Source organism: Lysobacter korlensis, assembly GCF_042434515.1.
The window spans coordinates 1,351,052-1,369,570 of sequence record NZ_JBHLTG010000001.1 but is presented as its reverse complement, the minus strand read 5'-3'; the positions used below and the strand labels follow the sequence as shown (position 1 = coordinate 1,369,570).

Sequence of the window (18,519 nt, the reverse complement as noted above, 5' to 3'; positions counted from 1 at the left end):
CCTGCCGCCGCGGACGAAGGCGCCTAGAAGCGCCCTTCCTGGAAATCGACGAAAGCCTGCATCAGTTCCTGCCGGGTGTTCATCACGAACGGCCCGTGCCTTGCGACCGGCTCGCGCAGAGGCCGGCCTGCGACGAGGATCAGCCGGGCACCGGCGTCACCGGCCTGCAGCACGACGCGTTCGCCACCGCCAAGCACGCCAAGCTCCTGCGCCCGCATTTCGCGCCGCTGATCGCCCTCGCCCACGTGCACCGTGCCTTCGTACGCGTAGACGAACGCGTTATGGCCAACCGGCAGTGAGTAGTCCCAGCGCGCGCCGGCATCGAGCGACACGTCGAGGTACACCGGCGCGGTCGTCGCATCTCCGTCGCCGTACACCGGGCCCACGGCCTCGCCGATGCGGCCCGCGATGAGCTTGACCTGCACGCCAGGCGCCGGCGCCACCTGCACGATGCGGTCAGGGTCGAACTCCTGATACCGCGGCTCGCACATCTTCTCGCGTGCCGGCAGGTTCACCCACAGCTGGAAGCCGCGCATGCGGCCTTCCACCTGCTCGGGCATTTCCGAATGCACCAGCCCACGGCCCGCGGTCATCCACTGCACGCTGCCGGGCACGAGCACGCCTTCGTTGCCGTGGTTGTCGCGATGGCGCATGCGGCCGTCGAGCATGTAGGTCACGGTCTCGAAGCCGCGGTGCGGATGGTTCGGGAAACCCGCCAGATAGTCCTCCGGCCGGTCGGTACCGAACTCGTCGAGCATCAGGAACGGATCGAGATCCGGCAACTGGGGCGTGCCGATGACGCGGGTCAGGCGCACGCCGGCGCCGTCGGATGCGGGCATGCCGCGCAGCGAGCGGATCACGCGGGCGTTCTGGACTGCGGTGGACATGGGGACTCCGTATCAGGCTTCGACCTGTCCACGAAATGAGGCCGCGCGGCGCCGTTTCCGAGCCGCGGCGCCGAAAACCAGCGTTGCGCGGATGAGCGCAATGGGTGAGCTGCTGGCCGGCAGAGCGCCGCCCGTGTCAGGAATTCAGCCGTCGACTGCCCGTTGCCCCGCTGCCTGTTTGATTGCCGCCGCGCTGCGCCGCTTCTGCACGCCAACATCAGTGGCAGAGGCTGGCTGAGTCGGTGGTGCGCCGTCTCGCCCGGCTGGCGGCGCGGTCGTGTAGCCGCGCGCCGTCCGTGGCAATTGCCAACCAGACCTAGCGCTTGCGCAGTCGCCAGCAGCGGTGGATGCGCGCATCGCGCGCGAAGTCCGGCGGAATCGTCTGCGCCGTGATTTCCTCGAACGCCGCGAACTCCGACACGGCCGCTTCATCCAGCCGGAAGCGACGGAAATTGTTCGAGAAATACAGCACGCCGTCGCGCGCCAAGCGGGCCACCGCGGCGCGCAGCATCCGCACGTGCACCGCCTGCACGTCGAAATCGCGGGCCCGCTTGGAATTGGAGAACGTCGGCGGGTCGCAGAAGATCAGGTCGTATTCGCCCGTATCGGCCTCCAGCCATGCAACCGCGTCGGCCTGCACCAGCCTGTGGCGCGGACCGCCGATGCCGTTTTCCGCCAGGTTGTCGGCGCACCACTGCAGATAGGTGCCCGACAGGTCGACCGTCGTGGTCTGCCGCGCGCGACCGACCGCGGCATGCACCGTCGCGGCGCCGGTATAGCCGAACAGGTTGAGAAAGCGCGTGTCCTCGGCCTCGTCGGCGATGCGCAGGCGTAGCGGGCGATGGTCGAGGAACAGGCCGGTGTCGAGGTAGTCGAACAGGTTCACGCGCAGCCGTGCATCACCCTCGCGCACGACGATGAACTCGCCGCGCGTGTCGAAGTGTCCGTACTTGCTGCCGCCCTTGCCGCGTGCACGCGTTTTCAGTGCAACCCGTTCGCGCGGCACGCCGAAAACCTCGCGGGCCGCCGAGAGCAATTCGTTGAGCCGACGGCGCTGCAGCGCTTCGGGAATCTCCGCCGGCGCCGCGTATTCCTGCACGTGCAGCCATGCATCGCTCATCGATGCGCCCGTATCGGCCGGCACGTAGACGTCGATCGCAGCCGCGTATTCGGGCAGGTCGGCGTCATAAGCGCGGAAACAGGTCACGGCCTCGCGCTCGCGCCAGGATTTGAGCTTGCGCAGGTTCTTGCGCAGCCGGTTCGCAACCATCTGCGCGCCTTCCGACAGCGCCAGCGGCGCATCGGCTTCGCGCTCGCGCTGCGGTGGTGCGATCGGGTCGACCGCGAGCAGCGTGCATTCGATCGCGCCGTTGAACACCTGGTAGGTCTTCTGCGCGCGCAGCCCGGTGGCATGCGCGAGCTCGACACTGCCGCAAAGCAGGCTGGCACGCCAAGCCGGCACCGCGCGGCGCAGGGCGTCGCCAAGCGCACGGTACAGCGCGGGATCGGCGGCAAGCCGCAGGTCGTACGGTGGGTTGCAGACGACGAGCCCTGCGGGCTGCGGGTCGGCGTTGCGCTCTGCGGCCGCTCCGACGCCATCGCCCTCCGGCTGCGTAGCTGCGTCTGCTGCACCCTCGCTACCGTCTGCGAGCGTTTTCAGGCGTGCGGCCGCCCAAGGGGACTGGCTTCCGGTCGGGCTCGCGTCTCTGCCGGGTTCCAGACCAGCGGCGTCGCGTGACGCCCGATCCGCACTGCCCTCCCCGCTTGCACGCATGCGAGCGCGCAACGCATCGGCATCAAGCTGCCGCACGTCGGCCACCCGCCATTCGATCGCCTCGCCTACGTCCGCGACGATCGCGTTGTCACGCGCTGCGCGGATCGCATGCGGATCGAGGTCTGCACCCAGGAACACCGACCGCAGGGACGCACGCCCGGCCTGCTCGCGACTGCGCGCGTCGTCGAGCAGCGAGCGCCAGGCCTCAACGTCGAAGCCACGCCAGCGCGTCGGCACCCCGTGCTCGTGGCGCAACAGGCCCGGCGCCACATCGGCGGCGATCAGCGCGCCTTCGATCAGCAGCGTGCCGCTGCCGCACATCGGATCCAGCAGAGCGCCGCCGTTCGCGTACACCTGCGGCCAGCGGCCACGCATGAGCATCGCCGCGGCCAACGTCTCCTTCAGTGGTGCTTCGCCCTGCAACTGGCGCCAGCCGCGCCGGTGCATCGGGCCGCCCGACAGGTCGATCGACACGATCGCGCGGCCTTTGCGCACGACCAGGTTGATGCGCAGGTCAGGCGCTTCGACATCGACATCCGGACGCACGCCGCCGGATGCGCGTACGGTATCGACGACTGCATCCTTGACCCGCTGCGCTGCATAACGCGCATGCGTCAGCCCTTCTCCCGAGACATGCGTGTCGACCGCGATCGTGTCGCCGGCCTGCAGATGCTCGTCCCATGCGAGCGCGGCCACTCCCGCGTAAAGGTCCTGCTCGTTCGCGCAGGCGAATTCGGCGATCGGCCACAGCACGCGACTGGCCAGCCGCGACCACAGCACCGCGCGCTGCGCATCGACGAGCTCGCCTTCGACGTTCACACCGGAAACCGTCGCGGTCGCGCGCGCGCAGCCCAGCGCGAGCAACTCGTCGGCGAGCAGGTATTCCAGGCCCTTGCCGCAGCTGGCAAAAAACTTCATCGATCAATCCCCGACAGCAGCGCGGCGAACGCATCGGCGCTTGCCTCGACATGGTTTGAGAGGCGATGGCCGTCGTCGACCAGCAGCAATCGCGCACGGCGGGGATGGGCCCAGTCGATCACGTGCGCAGCCGGAATGAGCTCATCGTCCCAGCCGTGGATGATCGATGTCGGCACCTGCGCCGCATCGAGCGGGGCGGCTGCGCCCATCCGGGTCGGCGGCGCCATCAGAAACAGCGCGGCCGCCGGCACCTCGAGCGAGACGCGCGCGCTGACGTACGCACCGAGGCTGGAGCCCGCGAGCACGACCGGGCCCTTCGCAGCCGCAGTGCGCGCAAGCGCGAGCAGTCGCTGCACGCGTGCCGGCACATCGCCGAGCTCGCTGACTTCGCGGCGCGCGTCCAAGTCGGTGTAATCCGGCCGCTCGCAGGTCCAGCCGAGGCGCTGCGCGACGTGCTCGAGCGCAGTGACCTTGGTGGCGTCGGGGCCGCTCTCGAAACCGTGCGACAGGATGCAGTGGCCACGTGTGCTCATCGATTCTCCGGATCAGTCCTGCAGCGCCACGACCGCGTCACCGCGTCGGATCACGCCGCCTTCGATCACGCGTGCGCACAGGCCACCGTGGCCGCGCATCGCGTTGTAGCCGCCCGGCCCGAGCGCCTGCTCCATCTTCGAACACGGATCGCATGGGCTCGTTCCTTCGAGCACGACGTCGCCGATGCGGAATCGCCGCCCCTTGAGCGCGATGACGGGAATGCCGGATACCACGAGGTTGCGGCGCAGCGTTGTCGGGTGGATCGCGTCCAGGCCTGCAAGCGTCGCGATTACGGGCAGGTGCTCGGCCTGGATCAGCGTCACGCCACGCTTGCCACTGCCGCCGGCGTAGCGGTCGCCGACGAGGCCGGTGCCAGTCTCGACCTGGACCTCGTCGAGCTCGACCACGGGCTCGTCGCGTCCAGGCCGAACGCCGATCCACTGGATGCGCCCGTCGCGCGGAAGCGTGGCCATCAATCGGCCGAGCGCGGAGTCGGCGGGAGGCAGTTTCATCACGGGCTCCGGAACGGGGCTGAATGCTAGCATCCGGCACATGTTGCCCGAGCTTCCGCCGCTGCCCGTGCAGATCGACCCGCTGCCTTACGAGGCGCGCCTCGATGCCCGCCCGCGGGAACAGATCGACCTGGTCGTGATCCACTGCACCGAGCTGCCCGACCTCGCGATGGCACGACGCTACGGCGAGCAGGTGCTCTACCCGGCATCCGGCACCGGCAACAGCGGCCACTACTACATCGATCGCGACGGTTCGGTGCACCAGTACGTCGACGCACTGCGGATCGCGCACCACACGCGCGGCTACAACCCGCGGTCGATCGGGATCGAACTGGTCAACACCGGCCGCTACCCGAACTGGCTCGCCGCCGACCACCAGGCGATGGACGAGCCCTACACCCCGGCGCAGATCGAGTCGCTGATCGCCCTGCTGCAGCGCCTGCAGGCGGATCACCCGACGTTGCGCTACGTCGCGGGGCACGAGGACCTCGACACCACGCAGGTGCCTGCTTCAGACGATGCTTCGCGCACGGTGTTCCGCAAGCGCGACCCGGGGCCGCAGTTCCCCTGGCCGCGGGTTCTAGGCGCCACCCGGCTCGAGCGATTCCAGCCCTGATTTGCGGGCTCATCCGCGCCGGAACGCAACCGCAATCGGAGCAGCGGGTCATGAGGCGCGTATGCGCGTCGCCCACCCCTGCGGCGCATTAACCGATCCCGCGGGTATGCGGGCCCGCGGCCGGGGCGCGGGGCGCTTCCCAATATAATGCGGGCCCGGCAAATGGCACCCCCATGACGACTTCCCCAGTTTCCGAGCTCATCGAACTGCTCTCGCTCGAGCGCCTGGAAGACAACCTGTTCCGCGGCCAGAGCCGCGACATCGGCACAAAGTACGTTTTCGGCGGGCAGGTGCTCGGACAGGCGCTGTCGGCCGCGCAGTCGACGATGCTCTCGCCCCGCGCGGCGCATTCGCTGCACGCGTACTTCCTGAGAGCCGGCGACATCGAAGCGCCGATCGTCTACCAGGTCGACCGCACCCGCGATGGCGGCAGCTTCTCGGTGCGTCGCGTCACCGCGATCCAGCACGGCCAGCCGATTTTTTTCCTCGCCGCCTCGTTCCAGCACGAGGAGGAAGGCGGCGAGCATCAGCTTTCGATGCCCGAAGTGCCCAAGCCCGAGGACATCGATCCTTCGCCCGCGGTACCCGAAAAGGTGATCGCGAAGCTGCCGACCAAGGTCCAGCGCTGGCTGTCGAAGCAGGGACCGTTCGAGTTCCGCCACGTTTACCCGCGCGATGAGCTCAAGCCGCCGAAGCGCCCGCCGTACCAGCAGGTCTGGTTCCGCCTGAGCGAAAAAGTCGGTGATGCGCCGGAGCTGCACCGCGCCCTGCTGGCGTATGCGTCCGACTTCCACCTGCTCGGTACGGCGACGTTCCCGCATGGCATCAGCTATTACCAGCCGAACGTGCAGATGGCCTCGCTCGACCACGCGCTGTGGTTCCACCGCCCGTTCCGCGCCGACGACTGGCTGCTGTATTCCATCGACAGCCCGAGCGCCCAGGGCGCGCGCGGCCTTGCCCGCGGGCAGATCTACGACCGCACGGGGCGACTCGTCGCGAGCACGGCACAGGAAGGCATGATCCGCGTGGTCGGCGACGAGCCCGCACCCGCGAAGGGGTGATCGATGCGTCAGATATTCAGCAGCCCGCGACTGGAAAACGTCGAAAAGGTCGCGCAGCTGATGCGCGATGCCGATATCCAGGTACGCATCACCGACGGCCGCTCGTACAAGGGCAGCCGCCGTGGCGGCTTCAGTTATAGCGACACCGACGCGCCTAAGCCGGCGGTGTGGATCGTGCGGTCGGAAGACCAGGTGCGGGCGCGCGAGATCCTGCGCACGGCGGGCCTGATCGACTCCACGCGTACGAACGACGGCTCGGCGCCGACGTTCCGATTCGAGCCCCGCACCCAGCAGGCAGCCGCCGACCCGGGACGCAAGCGCGCGTTCCGGTTCAAGGTCGCAGTGCTGGGCGGCATCGCGGTTGTCATCGGAATGGCACTGGTCCAGACCGTGCGCACGCCTCTGGCGCCGGTGCTTGCATCGCCGCCGTTCGACGGTTCGGTGCATGCAACGCTGCCGGCGGTGGCGATCGCGGCCTTCCAGCACGCGGTTGCGGACGCGAAACTGCCGGTGCTGTGCCTGACGATCGACGGCCGTGATGCACCGGCTGCGGTGATTGACCAGGTTGGGCGCCAGCCGTTCATCACCGTGCCGGGCTCGCACTGCCGCCGCGTTGCCGACAGCGATACCGGCAGCGTGTTTCCGAAGACCGGGCAGCCCGCGCTTCTGATCGACGTGCAGGGCTTCCGCCCGTCTGCCGCCGACACCGCGAAGATCGAGGTCAATGCCTACCACCACCAGATGTACGGCAGCTACAAGACACTGCAGGTGCGACACATCGATGGGCGCTGGCAGGTGACCGACACCTTGCGGCACGTCGCGATGCAGGGTTGAGTCCGCATCGCCGCGGGGCAGCCGACACACCGCGCCCACCGATCAGTCGAGCCCGCTCTGCGTCTGCGCGACTTTCCTCCTACGCAGAGCGCCAACGCCCGCGCGCTGCGCGAAACCGGCCCTGTACGGCCGCGCCCATCACACCTCGCACTCAGGTGCGCGGCGCTATGCTCGGCGGATGGGTACCAACCACCATGATTCCGACGACCTGCGCCTGTTCCACACCAGCGAGCACGCGTGCGGGTACTGGCCGGACCGGCTCGCGCGCGATCTTGTGCTGGATCCGCGCGACCCGCGGCTCGGGCACTGGTATCCGCTCGCACTGGGTTGGGGTTTTCGCCGCTCGGGCGACATCGTTTACCGGCCGCACTGTGGGGCATGCCGCGCCTGCGTCGCGGTGCGCATCCCGGTCGACCGCTTCGTACCCGACCGCAGCCAGCGCCGTTGCCTCGCGCGCAATGCGCAGGTGCAGATGCGGGTCTGCCCGCCCGAGCGCACCGACGAGCAGCTCGCGCTCTACCGTCGCTACCTCACCACCCGGCATGCCGGCGGCGGCATGGACACGCACGGCGCGGCCGAGTTCGACCAGTTCCTCGTCGGCAGCTGGAGCGAAGGCCGCTTCCTCGAATTCCGCGACCCGTCGCCCACGGGCGGCCCGGGCCACCTGCTGGCGGTCGCGGTCACCGACCTGACCGCCGATGCGCTGTCGGCGGTGTACACGTTCTACGACCCCGAATTCGCGCATCGCGGCCTCGGCACACTGGCGATCCTGCGGCAGATCGAATGGGCGCGCCGCGAGCATCGCCCGCACGTCTACCTCGGTTACTGGCTGTCCGGCCACGGCAAGATGGACTACAAGCGCCGCTTCCGTCCGCTCGAGGGGTTCGACGGCCGCTACTGGCGCGACCTCGAGGACGGAGACGCGGCCTGATGCCGGGCCGATTGCTGCGCCGCCCACTGTTCTGGCTTGCCCTCGCCTCCGCGGCGCTGGCCGTGGGTTGCGTCAGGCTCAACGTGCACCGCGCCCCCACGGCCACCGCTGTGACGCCTGCGACGGTCCGCATCGCCACCTACAACACGTCGCTGTATGACAACACGAGCGGCGGGCTGATCCGACGCCTCGAAGTGGGCGACGAGAACGCGCGCAGCATCGCGGCCGTGCTGCAACGGGTCCGTCCCGACATCGTGCGGCTCAACGAGTTCGACTACGACGAACAGCAGCGCGCGGCCGAGCTGTTCCAGCGCCGCTACCTCGAAGTCGCCCAGCCCGGCGGTGGCGAAGCGCTGCGTTACCCGTATCGCTTCCTCGCACCGGTCAATACCGGCGTGCCCAGCGGGCTCGACCTCGACCGCAGTGGCAGCGTCGGTGGCGACGGCCGCACGCTGGGCGACGACGCCTGGGGTTACGGCCTGCACCCCGGCCAGTACGGGATGCTCGTGCTGTCGCAGTATCCGATCGACCTGCGCGACGTCCGCACGTTCCAGCTGCTGCGCTGGAGCGCACTTCCTGGCGCGCGCCAGCCTATCGACCCGGCGACGGGCGAGCCCTGGTACGCACCGCAGACGTGGTCGCAACTGCGGCTTTCGTCGAAGTCGCACTGGGACGTTCCGATCCGCACGCCGAACGGGCGCCTGCACCTGCTGGCCGCGCATCCGACGCCACCGGTGTTCGATGGGCCCGAGGACCGCAACGGCGCGCGCAACTTCGACGAGATCCGCCTGTGGAAGGAATACCTCGACCCGGGCCCCGCACCGTGGCTCTGCGATGACACCGGCCGCTGCGGCGGCCTGCCGGCGGACGCATCGTTCGTGATCGCAGGCGACTACAACGCCGATCCCGACGACGGCGATGGCGTGCGCGGCGCGATTGCACAACTGCTGGCGCACCCGCGGGTCATCGACGAGCCGATACCGCGCAGTGCGGGCGCGGTCGAGCGTGCGGCCGAGCGCCGAATCGAACGCCATGGCGACGTTGCCACGCACACCGGCGACTTCGGTACGAGTTCCGGCACGCTGCGGCTGGATTACGTGCTGCCGTCGAGCGACCTTCGAGTGCAGGACGCGGGCGTGTTCTGGCCGCCCTCGACTTCACGCGACGCCGCTATCGCCAAAGCGAGCGACCACCACCTGGTCTGGCTCGACGTACAGTGGCCAGCCTCGAATACGCGCTGAGCCCCGATGGACTACCGCCCGATCAACCTGAGCCAGAAGTTCGAACGGTTCGATGACCGCTGGTCGCCGCGTGTCGTCGCGGAGATGAACGACGTGCAGTTCAAGATCGCGAAGATCGAAGGCGAGTTCATCTGGCATGCGCATGAGGACACCGACGAGGTCTTCATCGTGGTCGCAGGCCGCATGGTCATCGAGTTCCGCGATGGATGTGTCGAACTGGGGCCGGGCGAGATGTTCGTCGTGCCGCGCGGTGTCGAGCACCGTCCGATTGCCGAGTCCGAATGCCGGATCATGCTGGTCGAACCGCGCGGCGTCGTGAATACTGGCGCTGCCGGCGGCGACTACACGGCGCCAAACGACGTCTGGGTCTGAGCTGGAGGCTCGACAGTCGCGAACCGCGACTGCGCCGTCCGCACCGTTGATTACCAGCGAAGGTGAGCGCCGCGCACGGCCTGCGCTCGAACGCTACGGCTTGTCCGGCGTCTGAACCGGCGGCGTCTCGCCACGACCCGAATCCGGCACGGCCTGAGGCTGGGCGTCGGCGGGCGCAGCCGTCGGTCCGGTCGGCGGAAGCGCCGGCTCCAGCGGCACCGCACGCCGGGGCACGAAGCCGAACGAGCCTTCGGTGCGCGCCGAGACGATCATGCGGATCATGTTCGTCGGCACGATCAGCTCGACTTCCTGCCGGGCGCCGGACTCGTCGCAGCCGTCGAGCATCATCTCGACGAAACCACCGGCGGTATCGATCTCTCGGCACGCGAGGTGCGTGCCGACGGGGCCATCGCACAGATAGGGCTTGATCGGCTCGCCCAGCGTTTCAAGCGCGTGGTCGAACAGGAACACCGCGTAGCCGTTGCGATCGCCGATCGTCTGTCCTGCGCCCATTGTCCGTCCCGTCCAGAGTGAAAGTCGTGCTCAAAGCAGCTCGATGCGCAGCGCCTCGGCCGCATCGCGTGCCGCCTCGCGTGCCTGGTCGACATCGCCCGCGGTGGCGAGCGTGACGCCGACCCGCCGCCTGCCGTCGACGCGCGGCTTGCCGAACAATCTCAGCTGCACCGACGGCGCCGCGAGCACGCGCTCGAGCCCACCGAACACCGGTACGCCGCTGCCCTCGGCCAGCACCGCGCACGAAGCGGACGGCGCAAGCAGCGGAACGACACCGTCGGCGTCTGCGTGCACCGGCAGTCCGAGGATTGCGCGGGCATGCAGCGCAAACTCGCTGAGCGTCTGCGACGCGAGTGTGACCAGCCCGGTGTCATGGGGACGTGGCGAGACTTCGCTGAACCAGACCTCGTCGCCGCGCACGAAGAGCTCGACGCCGAAGAGCCCCCATCCGCCGAGATCGTCGGTGATGCGCCGGGCAATGTCGCGCGCTCGTTCGAGCGCGGTGGCGCTCATCGCCTGCGGTTGCCAGCTTTCGCGATAGTCGCCATCGCGCTGCAGGTGGCCGATCGGCGCGCAGAACGCAGTGCCGCCGGCATACCGCACGGTCAGCAGCGTGATCTCGTAGTCGAAGTCGACGAAGCCTTCGACGATCACGCGCCCCGCCCCCGCGCGACCGCCGGTCTGTGCGTACTCCCACGCCGCGTCGATGTCGCTTTCAGCGCGCACCGTGCTCTGGCCCTTGCCCGAAGACGACATGACCGGCTTGACCACGCAAGGCAGGCCGATCTGCGCGACCGCGTCGCGGTAATCGTCCAGCGTGTCCACGAAACGGTACGGCGAAACCGGCAGCCCGAGCGTCTCGGCCGCAAGCCGGCGAATGCCTTCGCGGTCCATCGTCAGCCGCGCGGCGCGGGCGGTCGGTACCACGCGCGTGGCCGTGCCGCGGTCGGCGAACTCCTGCTCGAGCTCGACCAGCGTCTGCGTGTGGATCGCCTCGATCTCGGGAACGATCAGCGATGGACGTTCAGTCGCAATCAGCTCGCGCAGCGCCTGCGCATCGAGCATGTCGATGACATGGCTGCGGTGGGCGACCTGCATGGCCGGCGCATCGGCGTAGCGGTCGACCGCAATCACCTCCGCGCCGAAGCGCTGCAATTCGATCGCGACCTCCTTGCCCAGTTCGCCCGAGCCGAGCAGCAGCACGCGCGTGGCGTGTGCCGACAGCGGCGTGCCCATCGATACCGTCGCAATCATCTGCTCGCACCCTTATGAACGCAGCGCGCAGTTTAACGTCGATGCCCGCATCGCCATCGCAGGGCGCACATCGCTTGGGCGGCACGCGTGCACATGCGATGCTGCAGCGATGCCGCGTGGTCGCCCTCTCCCGTCGCTGCCTTTGCGTTCACTCACCGTGCCCGCCGTGCTGATGGCGCTGCTGGTACTGGCCGGCTGCGGACCCGAGCCCGACACCACCACCGCGGGCGCACGCCTGAGCGGCGTGCTGATCGATCCGCAACTCGATGAGGTCAGCGGCCTGGCCACGTCGCGCCGGCATCGCAACGTGTTGTGGATCCACGACGACGGCGGCAATCCCGAACGCCTGTTCGCGATCGACCTGCGCGGCCAGCGGCAGGCGACATTCCGGGTCGAAGGCGTGCCGAAGACCGACTGGGAAGACCTCGCCTCGTTCGAACTCGACGGCCGCGCGTACCTGCTCGTGGCCGACATCGGCGACAACGGCGGGCTGCGGCGCTCGCTGCAACTGCACATCATCGAAGAGCCGTCCCGGCTCGCGAACGCGCGCCTGAACCCGGCATGGTCGATCGCATTCCGCTGGCCGGACGGCGCGCGCGACTGCGAGGCCGTCGCGGTCGACGTGAGGCGGCGACAGATTCTGCTGATCACGAAAAAACGCGAGCCACCCGAAGTGTTCTCGCTTCCGCTGCGCCCGGAAGGGGGCGGTCTACTGACCGCCGAGCGCATCGGCACCCTCGTTGGCCTGCCGCGGCCCGACCAGCAGATGCGCGAGCGCTGGCCCCGGCGCGCCCGGCTGCAGGGCCAGGTGACCGCGGCCGACATTTCGCCGGACGGCCGCACGCTGGCCGTCATGACCTACCGGCACCTGCTGCTGTACACGCGTGCTCCACGCGAATCGTGGAGCCAGGCGATCGCCGAGAAGCCGACCATCCGCGCCCTGCCAGTGCTGCCGCAGCCGGAGGCACTGGGCTGGTCGCGTGACGGGCGCACGCTGTATGCGACCGGCGAATTCATCCCCGCCCCGCTCTATCAGGTCAGGCCGTAGGCTCCGACCGTTCGTCGGATTCAGCCCGGAAGGCCCGGAGCAAGTGATATCTTTTTGATATCACCAATGCGGATCAAGGAGCGAAGGCCATGCGTGAGAACCCGACCAAATCCCTGCCCGGCATTCCGGTCCTGCTGCTGCTCCTGGTCGCGATCATCGGCTGCGTCGTCGCCTTCCTCGACGGCACGGGCGACCAGCAGCGCATCCAGGCGATCGCGGCCGCGCTCGCCGGTGCGATTGCGGTCTTCTGTCTGTTCGGCCTGTACATGGTCGAGCCCAACCAGGCGGCCGTCCTGAGCCTGTTCGGCAAATACGTCGGCACGGTGAAGGCGAACGGCCTGCGCTGGAACAACCCCTTCTATTCCAAGAAGAAGGTGTCGCTGCGCATCCGTAACTTCGAAAGCGGCAAGCTCAAGGTCAACGAGCTCGACGGCAGCCCGATCGAGATCGCTGCGGTCATCGTCTGGCAGGTCGTGGACTCGGCCGAGGCGGTCTACAACGTGGACGAGTACGAGAGCTTCGTCCATATCCAGTCGGAGTCCGCGCTGCGCGGCATGGCGACCAGCTACCCGTATGACCAGCACGAGGAAGGCCAGCTGGCGCTGCGCAGCCACGCACTCGAGATCAGCCAGCACCTCAAGGAAGAACTCGCCGAGCGGCTGGCGGATGCCGGCGTGGCCGTGCTCGATGCGCGCATCAGTCACCTCGCCTACGCGCCGGAAATCGCACACGCGATGCTGCAGCGCCAACAGGCGAACGCGATCATCGCGGCCCGCACGCGCATCGTGGCCGGCGCGGTCGGCATGGTCGAAATGGCGCTGGCCGAATTGCAGAAGAGCGGCACGCTTCAACTCGATGAGGAGCGTCGCGCCCAGATGGTCAGCAACCTGCTGGTCGTGCTGTGCAGCGACCGGGCCACGCAGCCGGTCGTCAACACCGGCTCGCTGTACTGACGGGAGGCCGCCATGTCCGATGCTGCTGCCCTGATCGCCCCGCTGCTGATCGCGCTGACCAGCCTGCCCGTGCTGGTGGTCGCCGCCTACGTCCGCCGGGGCCATCTGCATCTGATCAACGGGCTCGACGCCACGCGCGTTGCTGATCCCGACGCGCTGGCACGGCGGCTTTCGTTGCTGCTGGTCGGCGTCGGCCTGGCAATGCTGGCTGCCGCGGTGGGCCTGTACTGGGCCGCCGGCGACGAGGGCCGTGGACTGATGGTCGTCGTGGCGATGGTGGTCGCGGTCAACGTGCTTGGCATCGCGCTGATCGTCACGGCGGCTCGCGCTCGGAGCGGCTACCGCGAACCGCCCCGTCGCCCATGAGCGAAAAGAAAGCCTATCCGCTGCGCATCAGCGCCGACGTGCTCAACGCCGCGCAGCGCTGGGCCGACGACGAGCTGCGCAGCCTCAACTCCCAGATCGAGTACGTGCTGCGCGACGCACTGCGCAAGGCGGGCCGGCTACCGAAACCCGACCCGCCGCCACCCGACACGTCTGACACGGAGAACTCACCATGACGCAGCGATGGTCGTACCAGGTAATCGAAATCAAGCCGGGCCTGCTCGGGCGGTTCAAGCCCGAGGTCGTGCAGGAAGAGCTAAACCGCCAGGGCCTGCAGGGCTGGCAGCTGGTCAACCTGGTGGTGAGCTCGCCGATGTCGCCGGCGATCGCCGTGTTCAAGAAGGCGACGTAAGCGCGCGTGCGCGCGGTCGCGCGGTCGCTTGGAATCGCCTACGTTCGGCCAAGCGGGCATGCGGGCATGCGGGCATGCGCTGCGTATCGCAGCAGCCAGCCGTAGCGGTTGGCAAATCGTTTCGATTGCCGCGGCGAGAGCGGATGCGTAAGCCGGATGCCGGATGCCGGATGCCGGATGCCGGATGCCGGATGCCGGATGCCGGATGCCGGATGCCGGATGCCGGATGCCGGATGCCGGATGCCGCCAGAATGCCGTCCATCGACGCTGTTATGCGACTGATGGCCGCGAATGACCCTTTGTACGTAGCGTCGCCCCCAGCCCGACGCTACGCTGCGCCGATGCGCTCGAACACGTTCCAGCTGGTCAACACGCCCGAGATCGAACTCTGGCCCGCGCGCCTGCTCAGCGCACGCAGCAACCACCATGCGCGGCTGCTCGCACGCTCGGACACCGTGCTGCGCCGCAAGCGCGACGGCCGCTACCTCGCAACCCTTGCCGGCGGCGAGCTGGTCGGGCTGGTGCCGCAATGGAAGCGCGACGCCGGGGTGGAGGCGGCGCTGGCGGCGGTGGCGGCATTACATCGCCCCCGTCGCGACGCGGCGACCGGCATCCGCGCTCTGGCGACATTGCCGCTCGATCGTCTGTCGGCGCACCTGGGTCGCCTCGGGATCGGCGACGAGTACGGCGCGCGCACGGGTCTTGCGATCGTGGCCGAGCCCGAACGCCTGGCCTTCGCCGGCTTCGATCGCTACCGGCGACCGCTCTGGATGCGCGCGGATGCGGCAAACGCGTGGCGCCACATGCGCGAAGCCGCGCACCGCGAGGGCATCGTGCTCGAGTCCATCTCCGGATACCGCAGCCACGACTACCAGCTCGGCATTTTCGAACGCAAGCTCGCGCGCGGCCTGACCGTAGAACAGATCCTGACGGTCAACGCGGCGCCGGGTTACAGCGAACACCACTCGGGCTGCGCACTCGACATCGGTACCCCCGGCGAGCCGCCGGCGGAGGAGTCGTTTGAACACACCGCAGCGTTCGCATGGCTGCAGCGCAACGCCGCCGCGCACGGCTTTCATATGAGCTACCCGCGCGACAACCCGCACGGGATCGTCTACGAGCCGTGGCACTGGCGCTACGGCGTAGCCGCGGGCTGACCCCGCGCGTGCCGCGCGGTCGCGTGCTTACTCGCGGTCGAGGTTGATCCGCACGCCGCGCACAGTCGTCTCGCGGAGGCGAAGGTCGAAGTCGGCGGCACCGAACTGCTTCTTGACCAGCACATCCTCGCCGTCGTCGACCTCGACGTTATAGGCGTCGCCGATCTGGACCCGCAGCGCATCACGGATGAGGTCGGCCACCTCGTTCTCGCCCGCGTCGTCGGGGATCTGCACGGTGACGCTGCGCGGCGGCGCGTTGACCGGGACGATGTCGAACACCATCACGCCGGCACTGTCGGCGTCGCTGCTCACCTGGATACGCCACTTGTTCGATGGCTCCGCACATGCAGGAGCAGCGGCGACCGCGAAAACAAGCGCTGCGGACAGGCTGAGCAGACGCAAACGGTTGGATGTAGCCATGGAACACCTCCGGCGACGCGGACAGATCGGGTTGCGGGACGGGACATGACCGACCCGACGCCGGACGCTACCAACCCGGCCGTGATGCCGCGTGATGCCGCGTGATGCCGTCAGTCCTGCGAGCGCGGAGTCGCGACGGCCTTGTCCACAGCGGCGTCCGCTACCCGCCAGAGGTAGAAGCTCGCGTAGGTTCGATACGGCCCCCACCGCTCTCCCCTGACCTGCAACTGCTTCGGCGTGGGCATCGCCTCCAGCCCGTCGAGCCGCTGCAAGCCCTTCCGGATACCAAGGTCATCGACCGGAAGCACATCCGGGCGGCCAAGCCGGAACATCAGCATCATCTCGACCGTCCAGCGGCCTATCCCGCGCACGGGCACCAGCGCGGCGATGATCGCGTCGTTGTCCATCGTCGCCATCCGGCGCAGGTCGGGGATCTCGCCCTGCGACTCGCGCAACGACAGGTCACGCAGCGCGAGCAGCTTGTTGCCCGAAACGCCACAGGCCCGCAGCGTCGCGTCGTCGCAGCGGCCGAGCGTGTCCGCATGCAGGCGGTCGCTGCCGATCGCGGTTTCGACGCGCGCCACGATCGTCGCGGCGGCCTTGCCGCTGAGTTGCTGGTAGAGAATCGCCCGCGCCAGCGCGTCGACCGGGTCGAAGCGCTTCCGCCATCGGGGCTCGGGGTCGATCACGCCGAGCCGCCGCATCCAGACAGCCAGGCGTCGATCACGACGCGCGAGGTGCTCGTACGCTGCAGCGGTGTCGAACCCGGGCGAATGACGCGCCATGGTTCAGCGCCTCATACGATCGATCGCATGCAGCAGCCACGCGAGCATCAGCAGGCTGCCGCCAATCGGGGCCAGGCGCGTCGGCGTACCGAAAAAGTGGGCCGCGACGACGCTTCCCGAGAAACCCACGACACCGGCCAGCATCAGCGTGAGCGCGCCGTTTGCCCACCTCCCGGTCGCCTGGGGGGCCAGCGCCGCGAGCGCGACCCCGTGCCCGAACGCAATCGTCGCCGCCAGAAACAGCCGCATGCGCGCGTCCTCCTCCGCACCGTGTGATGCGTACGCCGACAATCCAACCGCGCTGGCGGCAAGTAATGCGCCGGAGGCAGCGAGCAGGCGTGACAACAGCGGGAGGCGTCCGGTGGGATTCATGGGCGCGCGCAGATACAGGTGAGGCGGAGCGAAGAACCATAGCACCGGGCCCGGTGGCACCGGCCCGCTTCCGGCCTATGACGACCGCGAACGCGAAAGCCAAGGCGATAGCGATAGCGATAGCGATGCGAATGCCGCCGACGCCGGCGGCCGCGTGAGCCGGCCATCGGTCCCGGCCGGCAGTGCAATCACCGCTCCGCGCTGCACGCGTGCGGCGCTACCGAGGCCGGCAGGCCGGCGAGGTCATGCGAGACATCGTGCGCCGCGGCATAGGATCTAGCTTCGGGCCCGGCTCAAGCGCCCATTCCGTCGGCACAAAAAAACGCGCCGCGGAGACCGCGGCGCGTCGTGACAGATACCAGTGAAACCGCGACTTACTTGATCGCCCAGAACACGTCGTATTCGCCTTCTTCGGTGAAGCCCGCTTCGATGCCCTTGTTCCAGGCCTCGTACGGACGTTCCGTGGTCTCGTAACCGCGCGTCATCGCCCAGCCGCGCAGCGCATCGCGCATCTTCGGCAGGCTGGCCATGTGGCCCCTGAAGGGCGCGGTCGCGACCTTGCTTGCATCACTGAACACCAGCTCGACCGGACCGTCGAGCTTGATGCCTTCGAGCTTCGTCGCCGGACCGGCGGCAACGGCCGGAGCCGCTTCGCCCGCTGCACCTTCGGCGCCTTCAGCTGCCGGGGCGGAGCCTGCCTTGCGGACCGGCTGCGCGACGTCGAACGAATAGGTCTCCGCACCGAACTCGTTGGTGACGATGCGAACCGGGCCCGCGGGCTCGAGGTTGTTCGCGGCCATCACCTTGCGGATCCATTCCATGTTGCTCTTCATCTGCGACTGGACCTTCTCGTTGTTGCGATCGACCGCAGCGGTCACAACGAGGAGGTTCTCGGCCGAGCGCTCGGCAACCTTGGGAGCCCGGGTGGGGTCGTCCTTGCTCAGGTCCGCGTAGTCGTAGTTCGGCACCGTGGCCAGCATGTTGCTCAGACGACGCAGGCCCATCTTGATCTGCTCGCCAACGCTGCTGGTCACGTACAGGCCGGCATAGCGGCCGAGCAGGTTCCAGCCGTAGTCGACGTCGTAGGTCTGGGTGATCTCGACGTTGCGTCCGTTACGCCCGGTGCGCTCGAGGATGAACTTGCTGCGCTTGTTCTCGCCGCGCTCCGGATTGGTGATCGCGTAGGTAACGCTCTTGCCCGGCTCGGTCTCGACGATTTCCCAGCTGCCCTCGCCCACGCCCTCGACCTCCGAGGAGTAGTCCAGACGTGCGCCCTTGCCCGACTCGGGACCGGACAGCTTCATCTTCATCTGGGGATCGAACAGCGCCACCGGGTTCCAGTCGTCGAAACGGCGCAGGCTGTTGAGCGTGTCGTACACGATCGTCAGCTTGCGGTTGGTCTCAACCGAATGGGAAATATGGCGGCTCGACGGCAGCACCAGGCCCACGGCGAGGAACAGCACGGCGACGATCGCCACCGAGATCAGAATTTCGAGCAGACGGGTCATTCTTGGGTTCTCCAGGGCCGGCCCATTACGGGCCGCAGGCGCAGACCGGCAATCCTAGCAAGGTTGAGCTCACGAGCGCAGCCATGGATTGTG

21 protein-coding genes and 2 pseudogenes are annotated in these 18,519 nt (G+C 68.4%); 12 read left to right on the top strand and 11 right to left on the bottom strand.

Translation table 11 applies throughout. The annotated features are described in order from the left end of the window. Positions 1–23: 23 nt before the first annotated feature. The 5 genes and pseudogenes from ACFFGH_RS06260 to ACFFGH_RS06240 form a co-directional block, all read right to left on the bottom strand. Entirely contained in the window at positions 24–887 is an 864-nt protein-coding gene (locus tag ACFFGH_RS06260) for a pirin family protein (protein ID WP_386665961.1), read from the bottom strand. A 316-nt stretch (positions 888–1,203) separates the two neighbouring features. After that, positions 1,204–2,451, bottom strand: a pseudogene (rlmKL, locus tag ACFFGH_RS06255) (bifunctional 23S rRNA (guanine(2069)-N(7))-methyltransferase RlmK/23S rRNA (guanine(2445)-N(2))-methyltransferase RlmL); the annotation flags it as partial. Between the two features lie 234 nt (positions 2,452–2,685). Continuing rightward, positions 2,686–3,579, bottom strand: a pseudogene (locus ACFFGH_RS06250) (THUMP domain-containing protein); the annotation flags it as partial. Then, positions 3,576–4,112 carry a hypothetical protein gene (locus ACFFGH_RS06245; protein ID WP_386665958.1) on the bottom strand — a complete coding sequence of 179 codons (537 nt, stop codon included), beginning with the start codon at positions 4,110–4,112 and terminating at the stop codon, positions 3,576–3,578. The pseudogene ACFFGH_RS06250 and the gene ACFFGH_RS06245, both read right to left, overlap by 4 nt. 12 nt (positions 4,113–4,124) lie before the next feature. Further along, on the bottom strand, positions 4,125–4,625 hold the full coding sequence (locus ACFFGH_RS06240) for an MOSC domain-containing protein (RefSeq protein WP_386665956.1): 501 nt from the start codon (positions 4,623–4,625) through the stop codon (positions 4,125–4,127). A gap of 43 nt (positions 4,626–4,668) precedes the next feature. Between ACFFGH_RS06240 and ACFFGH_RS06235 the strand changes: the two genes are divergently transcribed. The 6 genes from ACFFGH_RS06235 (at position 4,669) to ACFFGH_RS06210 (ending at position 9,680) form a co-directional block, all read left to right on the top strand. Further along, positions 4,669–5,241 (top strand): N-acetylmuramoyl-L-alanine amidase, encoded by a 573-nt coding sequence (locus tag ACFFGH_RS06235; protein WP_386667414.1) that lies wholly within the window; start codon positions 4,669–4,671, stop codon positions 5,239–5,241. Between the two features lie 173 nt (positions 5,242–5,414). Beyond that, on the top strand, positions 5,415–6,302 hold the full coding sequence (gene tesB, locus ACFFGH_RS06230) for an acyl-CoA thioesterase II (RefSeq protein WP_386665953.1): 888 nt from the start codon (positions 5,415–5,417) through the stop codon (positions 6,300–6,302). Positions 6,303–6,305: 3 nt separating this feature from the next. Continuing rightward, positions 6,306–7,136 carry a hypothetical protein gene (locus ACFFGH_RS06225; protein ID WP_386665951.1) on the top strand — a complete coding sequence of 277 codons (831 nt, stop codon included), beginning with the start codon at positions 6,306–6,308 and terminating at the stop codon, positions 7,134–7,136. Positions 7,137–7,314: 178 nt separating this feature from the next. After that, positions 7,315–8,067 carry an arginyltransferase gene (locus ACFFGH_RS06220; RefSeq protein ID WP_386665948.1) on the top strand — a complete coding sequence of 251 codons (753 nt, stop codon included), beginning with the start codon at positions 7,315–7,317 and terminating at the stop codon, positions 8,065–8,067. Further along, complete coding sequence (locus tag ACFFGH_RS06215; protein ID WP_386665946.1) at positions 8,067–9,308, top strand: endonuclease/exonuclease/phosphatase family protein; 1,242 nt, start codon at positions 8,067–8,069, stop codon at positions 9,306–9,308. The genes ACFFGH_RS06220 and ACFFGH_RS06215 overlap by 1 nt, the downstream gene beginning before the upstream one ends. 6 nt (positions 9,309–9,314) lie before the next feature. Further along, complete coding sequence (locus ACFFGH_RS06210) at positions 9,315–9,680, top strand: cupin domain-containing protein (RefSeq protein ID WP_386665943.1); 366 nt, start codon at positions 9,315–9,317, stop codon at positions 9,678–9,680. A gap of 93 nt (positions 9,681–9,773) precedes the next feature. Here ACFFGH_RS06210 and ACFFGH_RS06205 read toward each other — a convergent pair whose 3' ends face one another. Together ACFFGH_RS06205 and purT are read right to left on the bottom strand one after the other, a co-directional pair. Continuing rightward, the gene (locus ACFFGH_RS06205; RefSeq protein ID WP_386665941.1) at positions 9,774–10,193 is read right to left on the bottom strand and encodes a hypothetical protein; all 420 of its coding nucleotides are present in this window, start codon (positions 10,191–10,193) and stop codon (positions 9,774–9,776) included. A gap of 30 nt (positions 10,194–10,223) precedes the next feature. Continuing rightward, complete coding sequence (gene purT / locus ACFFGH_RS06200; RefSeq protein ID WP_386665938.1) at positions 10,224–11,447, bottom strand: formate-dependent phosphoribosylglycinamide formyltransferase; 1,224 nt, start codon at positions 11,445–11,447, stop codon at positions 10,224–10,226. Positions 11,448–11,589: 142 nt separating this feature from the next. Here purT and ACFFGH_RS06195 point away from each other — a divergent pair, with 142 nt between their 5' ends. The 6 genes from ACFFGH_RS06195 (at position 11,590) to ACFFGH_RS06170 (ending at position 15,341) form a co-directional block, all read left to right on the top strand. Continuing rightward, positions 11,590–12,495, top strand: coding sequence for a YjiK family protein (locus ACFFGH_RS06195; protein WP_386665937.1), 906 nt, complete (start codon positions 11,590–11,592; stop codon positions 12,493–12,495). An 89-nt stretch (positions 12,496–12,584) separates the two neighbouring features. Beyond that, on the top strand, positions 12,585–13,448 hold the full coding sequence (locus ACFFGH_RS06190; protein ID WP_386665934.1) for an SPFH domain-containing protein: 864 nt from the start codon (positions 12,585–12,587) through the stop codon (positions 13,446–13,448). Between the two features lie 12 nt (positions 13,449–13,460). Further along, complete coding sequence (locus tag ACFFGH_RS06185; protein WP_386665932.1) at positions 13,461–13,814, top strand: hypothetical protein; 354 nt, start codon at positions 13,461–13,463, stop codon at positions 13,812–13,814. Beyond that, on the top strand, positions 13,811–14,008 hold the full coding sequence (locus ACFFGH_RS06180) for a type II toxin-antitoxin system antitoxin (protein WP_386665930.1): 198 nt from the start codon (positions 13,811–13,813) through the stop codon (positions 14,006–14,008). Before ACFFGH_RS06185 ends, ACFFGH_RS06180 begins: the two co-directional genes overlap by 4 nt. Beyond that, positions 14,005–14,184, top strand: coding sequence for a DUF4177 domain-containing protein (locus tag ACFFGH_RS06175; RefSeq protein WP_386665927.1), 180 nt, complete (start codon positions 14,005–14,007; stop codon positions 14,182–14,184). Before ACFFGH_RS06180 ends, ACFFGH_RS06175 begins: the two co-directional genes overlap by 4 nt. A gap of 341 nt (positions 14,185–14,525) precedes the next feature. Continuing rightward, entirely contained in the window at positions 14,526–15,341 is an 816-nt protein-coding gene (locus tag ACFFGH_RS06170; RefSeq protein ID WP_386665924.1) for a M15 family metallopeptidase, read from the top strand. Positions 15,342–15,368: 27 nt separating this feature from the next. On the opposite strand, the gene ACFFGH_RS06165 is transcribed toward ACFFGH_RS06170, so the two are convergent. The 4 genes from ACFFGH_RS06165 to ACFFGH_RS06150 all read right to left on the bottom strand — a co-directional run bounded on the left by ACFFGH_RS06165 (position 15,369) and on the right by ACFFGH_RS06150 (position 18,426). Next, on the bottom strand, positions 15,369–15,761 hold the full coding sequence (locus ACFFGH_RS06165) for a hypothetical protein (RefSeq protein WP_386665922.1): 393 nt from the start codon (positions 15,759–15,761) through the stop codon (positions 15,369–15,371). Between the two features lie 110 nt (positions 15,762–15,871). Next, positions 15,872–16,546, bottom strand: a complete 675-nt coding sequence (locus ACFFGH_RS06160; protein WP_386665920.1) for a DNA-3-methyladenine glycosylase family protein — start codon at positions 16,544–16,546, stop codon at positions 15,872–15,874. Between the two features lie 3 nt (positions 16,547–16,549). Further along, on the bottom strand, positions 16,550–16,918 hold the full coding sequence (locus ACFFGH_RS06155) for a DUF423 domain-containing protein (RefSeq protein WP_386667412.1): 369 nt from the start codon (positions 16,916–16,918) through the stop codon (positions 16,550–16,552). Between the two features lie 374 nt (positions 16,919–17,292). Beyond that, entirely contained in the window at positions 17,293–18,426 is a 1,134-nt protein-coding gene (locus ACFFGH_RS06150) for a polyketide cyclase (protein WP_386665917.1), read from the bottom strand. Positions 18,427–18,519: the final 93 nt, after the last annotated feature.

Coding starts and splice junctions, on each gene's coding strand:
- ACFFGH_RS06180 (WP_386665930.1), top strand. CDS start 13,811: ATGAGCGAAAAGAAAGCCTATCCGCTGCGCATCAGCGCCGACGTGCTC.
- ACFFGH_RS06150 (WP_386665917.1), bottom strand. CDS start 18,426: ATGACCCGTCTGCTCGAAATTCTGATCTCGGTGGCGATCGTCGCCGTG.
- ACFFGH_RS06260 (WP_386665961.1), bottom strand. CDS start 887: ATGTCCACCGCAGTCCAGAACGCCCGCGTGATCCGCTCGCTGCGCGGC.
- ACFFGH_RS06160 (WP_386665920.1), bottom strand. CDS start 16,546: ATGGCGCGTCATTCGCCCGGGTTCGACACCGCTGCAGCGTACGAGCAC.
- ACFFGH_RS06210 (WP_386665943.1), top strand. CDS start 9,315: ATGGACTACCGCCCGATCAACCTGAGCCAGAAGTTCGAACGGTTCGAT.
- ACFFGH_RS06175 (WP_386665927.1), top strand. CDS start 14,005: ATGACGCAGCGATGGTCGTACCAGGTAATCGAAATCAAGCCGGGCCTG.
- ACFFGH_RS06155 (WP_386667412.1), bottom strand. CDS start 16,918: ATGAATCCCACCGGACGCCTCCCGCTGTTGTCACGCCTGCTCGCTGCC.
- ACFFGH_RS06215 (WP_386665946.1), top strand. CDS start 8,067: ATGCCGGGCCGATTGCTGCGCCGCCCACTGTTCTGGCTTGCCCTCGCC.
- ACFFGH_RS06165 (WP_386665922.1), bottom strand. CDS start 15,761: ATGGCTACATCCAACCGTTTGCGTCTGCTCAGCCTGTCCGCAGCGCTT.
- tesB (WP_386665953.1), top strand. CDS start 5,415: ATGACGACTTCCCCAGTTTCCGAGCTCATCGAACTGCTCTCGCTCGAG.
- ACFFGH_RS06225 (WP_386665951.1), top strand. CDS start 6,306: ATGCGTCAGATATTCAGCAGCCCGCGACTGGAAAACGTCGAAAAGGTC.
- ACFFGH_RS06205 (WP_386665941.1), bottom strand. CDS start 10,193: ATGGGCGCAGGACAGACGATCGGCGATCGCAACGGCTACGCGGTGTTC.
- ACFFGH_RS06170 (WP_386665924.1), top strand. CDS start 14,526: ATGCGCTCGAACACGTTCCAGCTGGTCAACACGCCCGAGATCGAACTC.
- ACFFGH_RS06240 (WP_386665956.1), bottom strand. CDS start 4,625: ATGAAACTGCCTCCCGCCGACTCCGCGCTCGGCCGATTGATGGCCACG.
- ACFFGH_RS06190 (WP_386665934.1), top strand. CDS start 12,585: ATGCGTGAGAACCCGACCAAATCCCTGCCCGGCATTCCGGTCCTGCTG.
- ACFFGH_RS06245 (WP_386665958.1), bottom strand. CDS start 4,112: ATGAGCACACGTGGCCACTGCATCCTGTCGCACGGTTTCGAGAGCGGC.
- ACFFGH_RS06185 (WP_386665932.1), top strand. CDS start 13,461: ATGTCCGATGCTGCTGCCCTGATCGCCCCGCTGCTGATCGCGCTGACC.
- purT (WP_386665938.1), bottom strand. CDS start 11,447: ATGATTGCGACGGTATCGATGGGCACGCCGCTGTCGGCACACGCCACG.
- ACFFGH_RS06220 (WP_386665948.1), top strand. CDS start 7,315: ATGGGTACCAACCACCATGATTCCGACGACCTGCGCCTGTTCCACACC.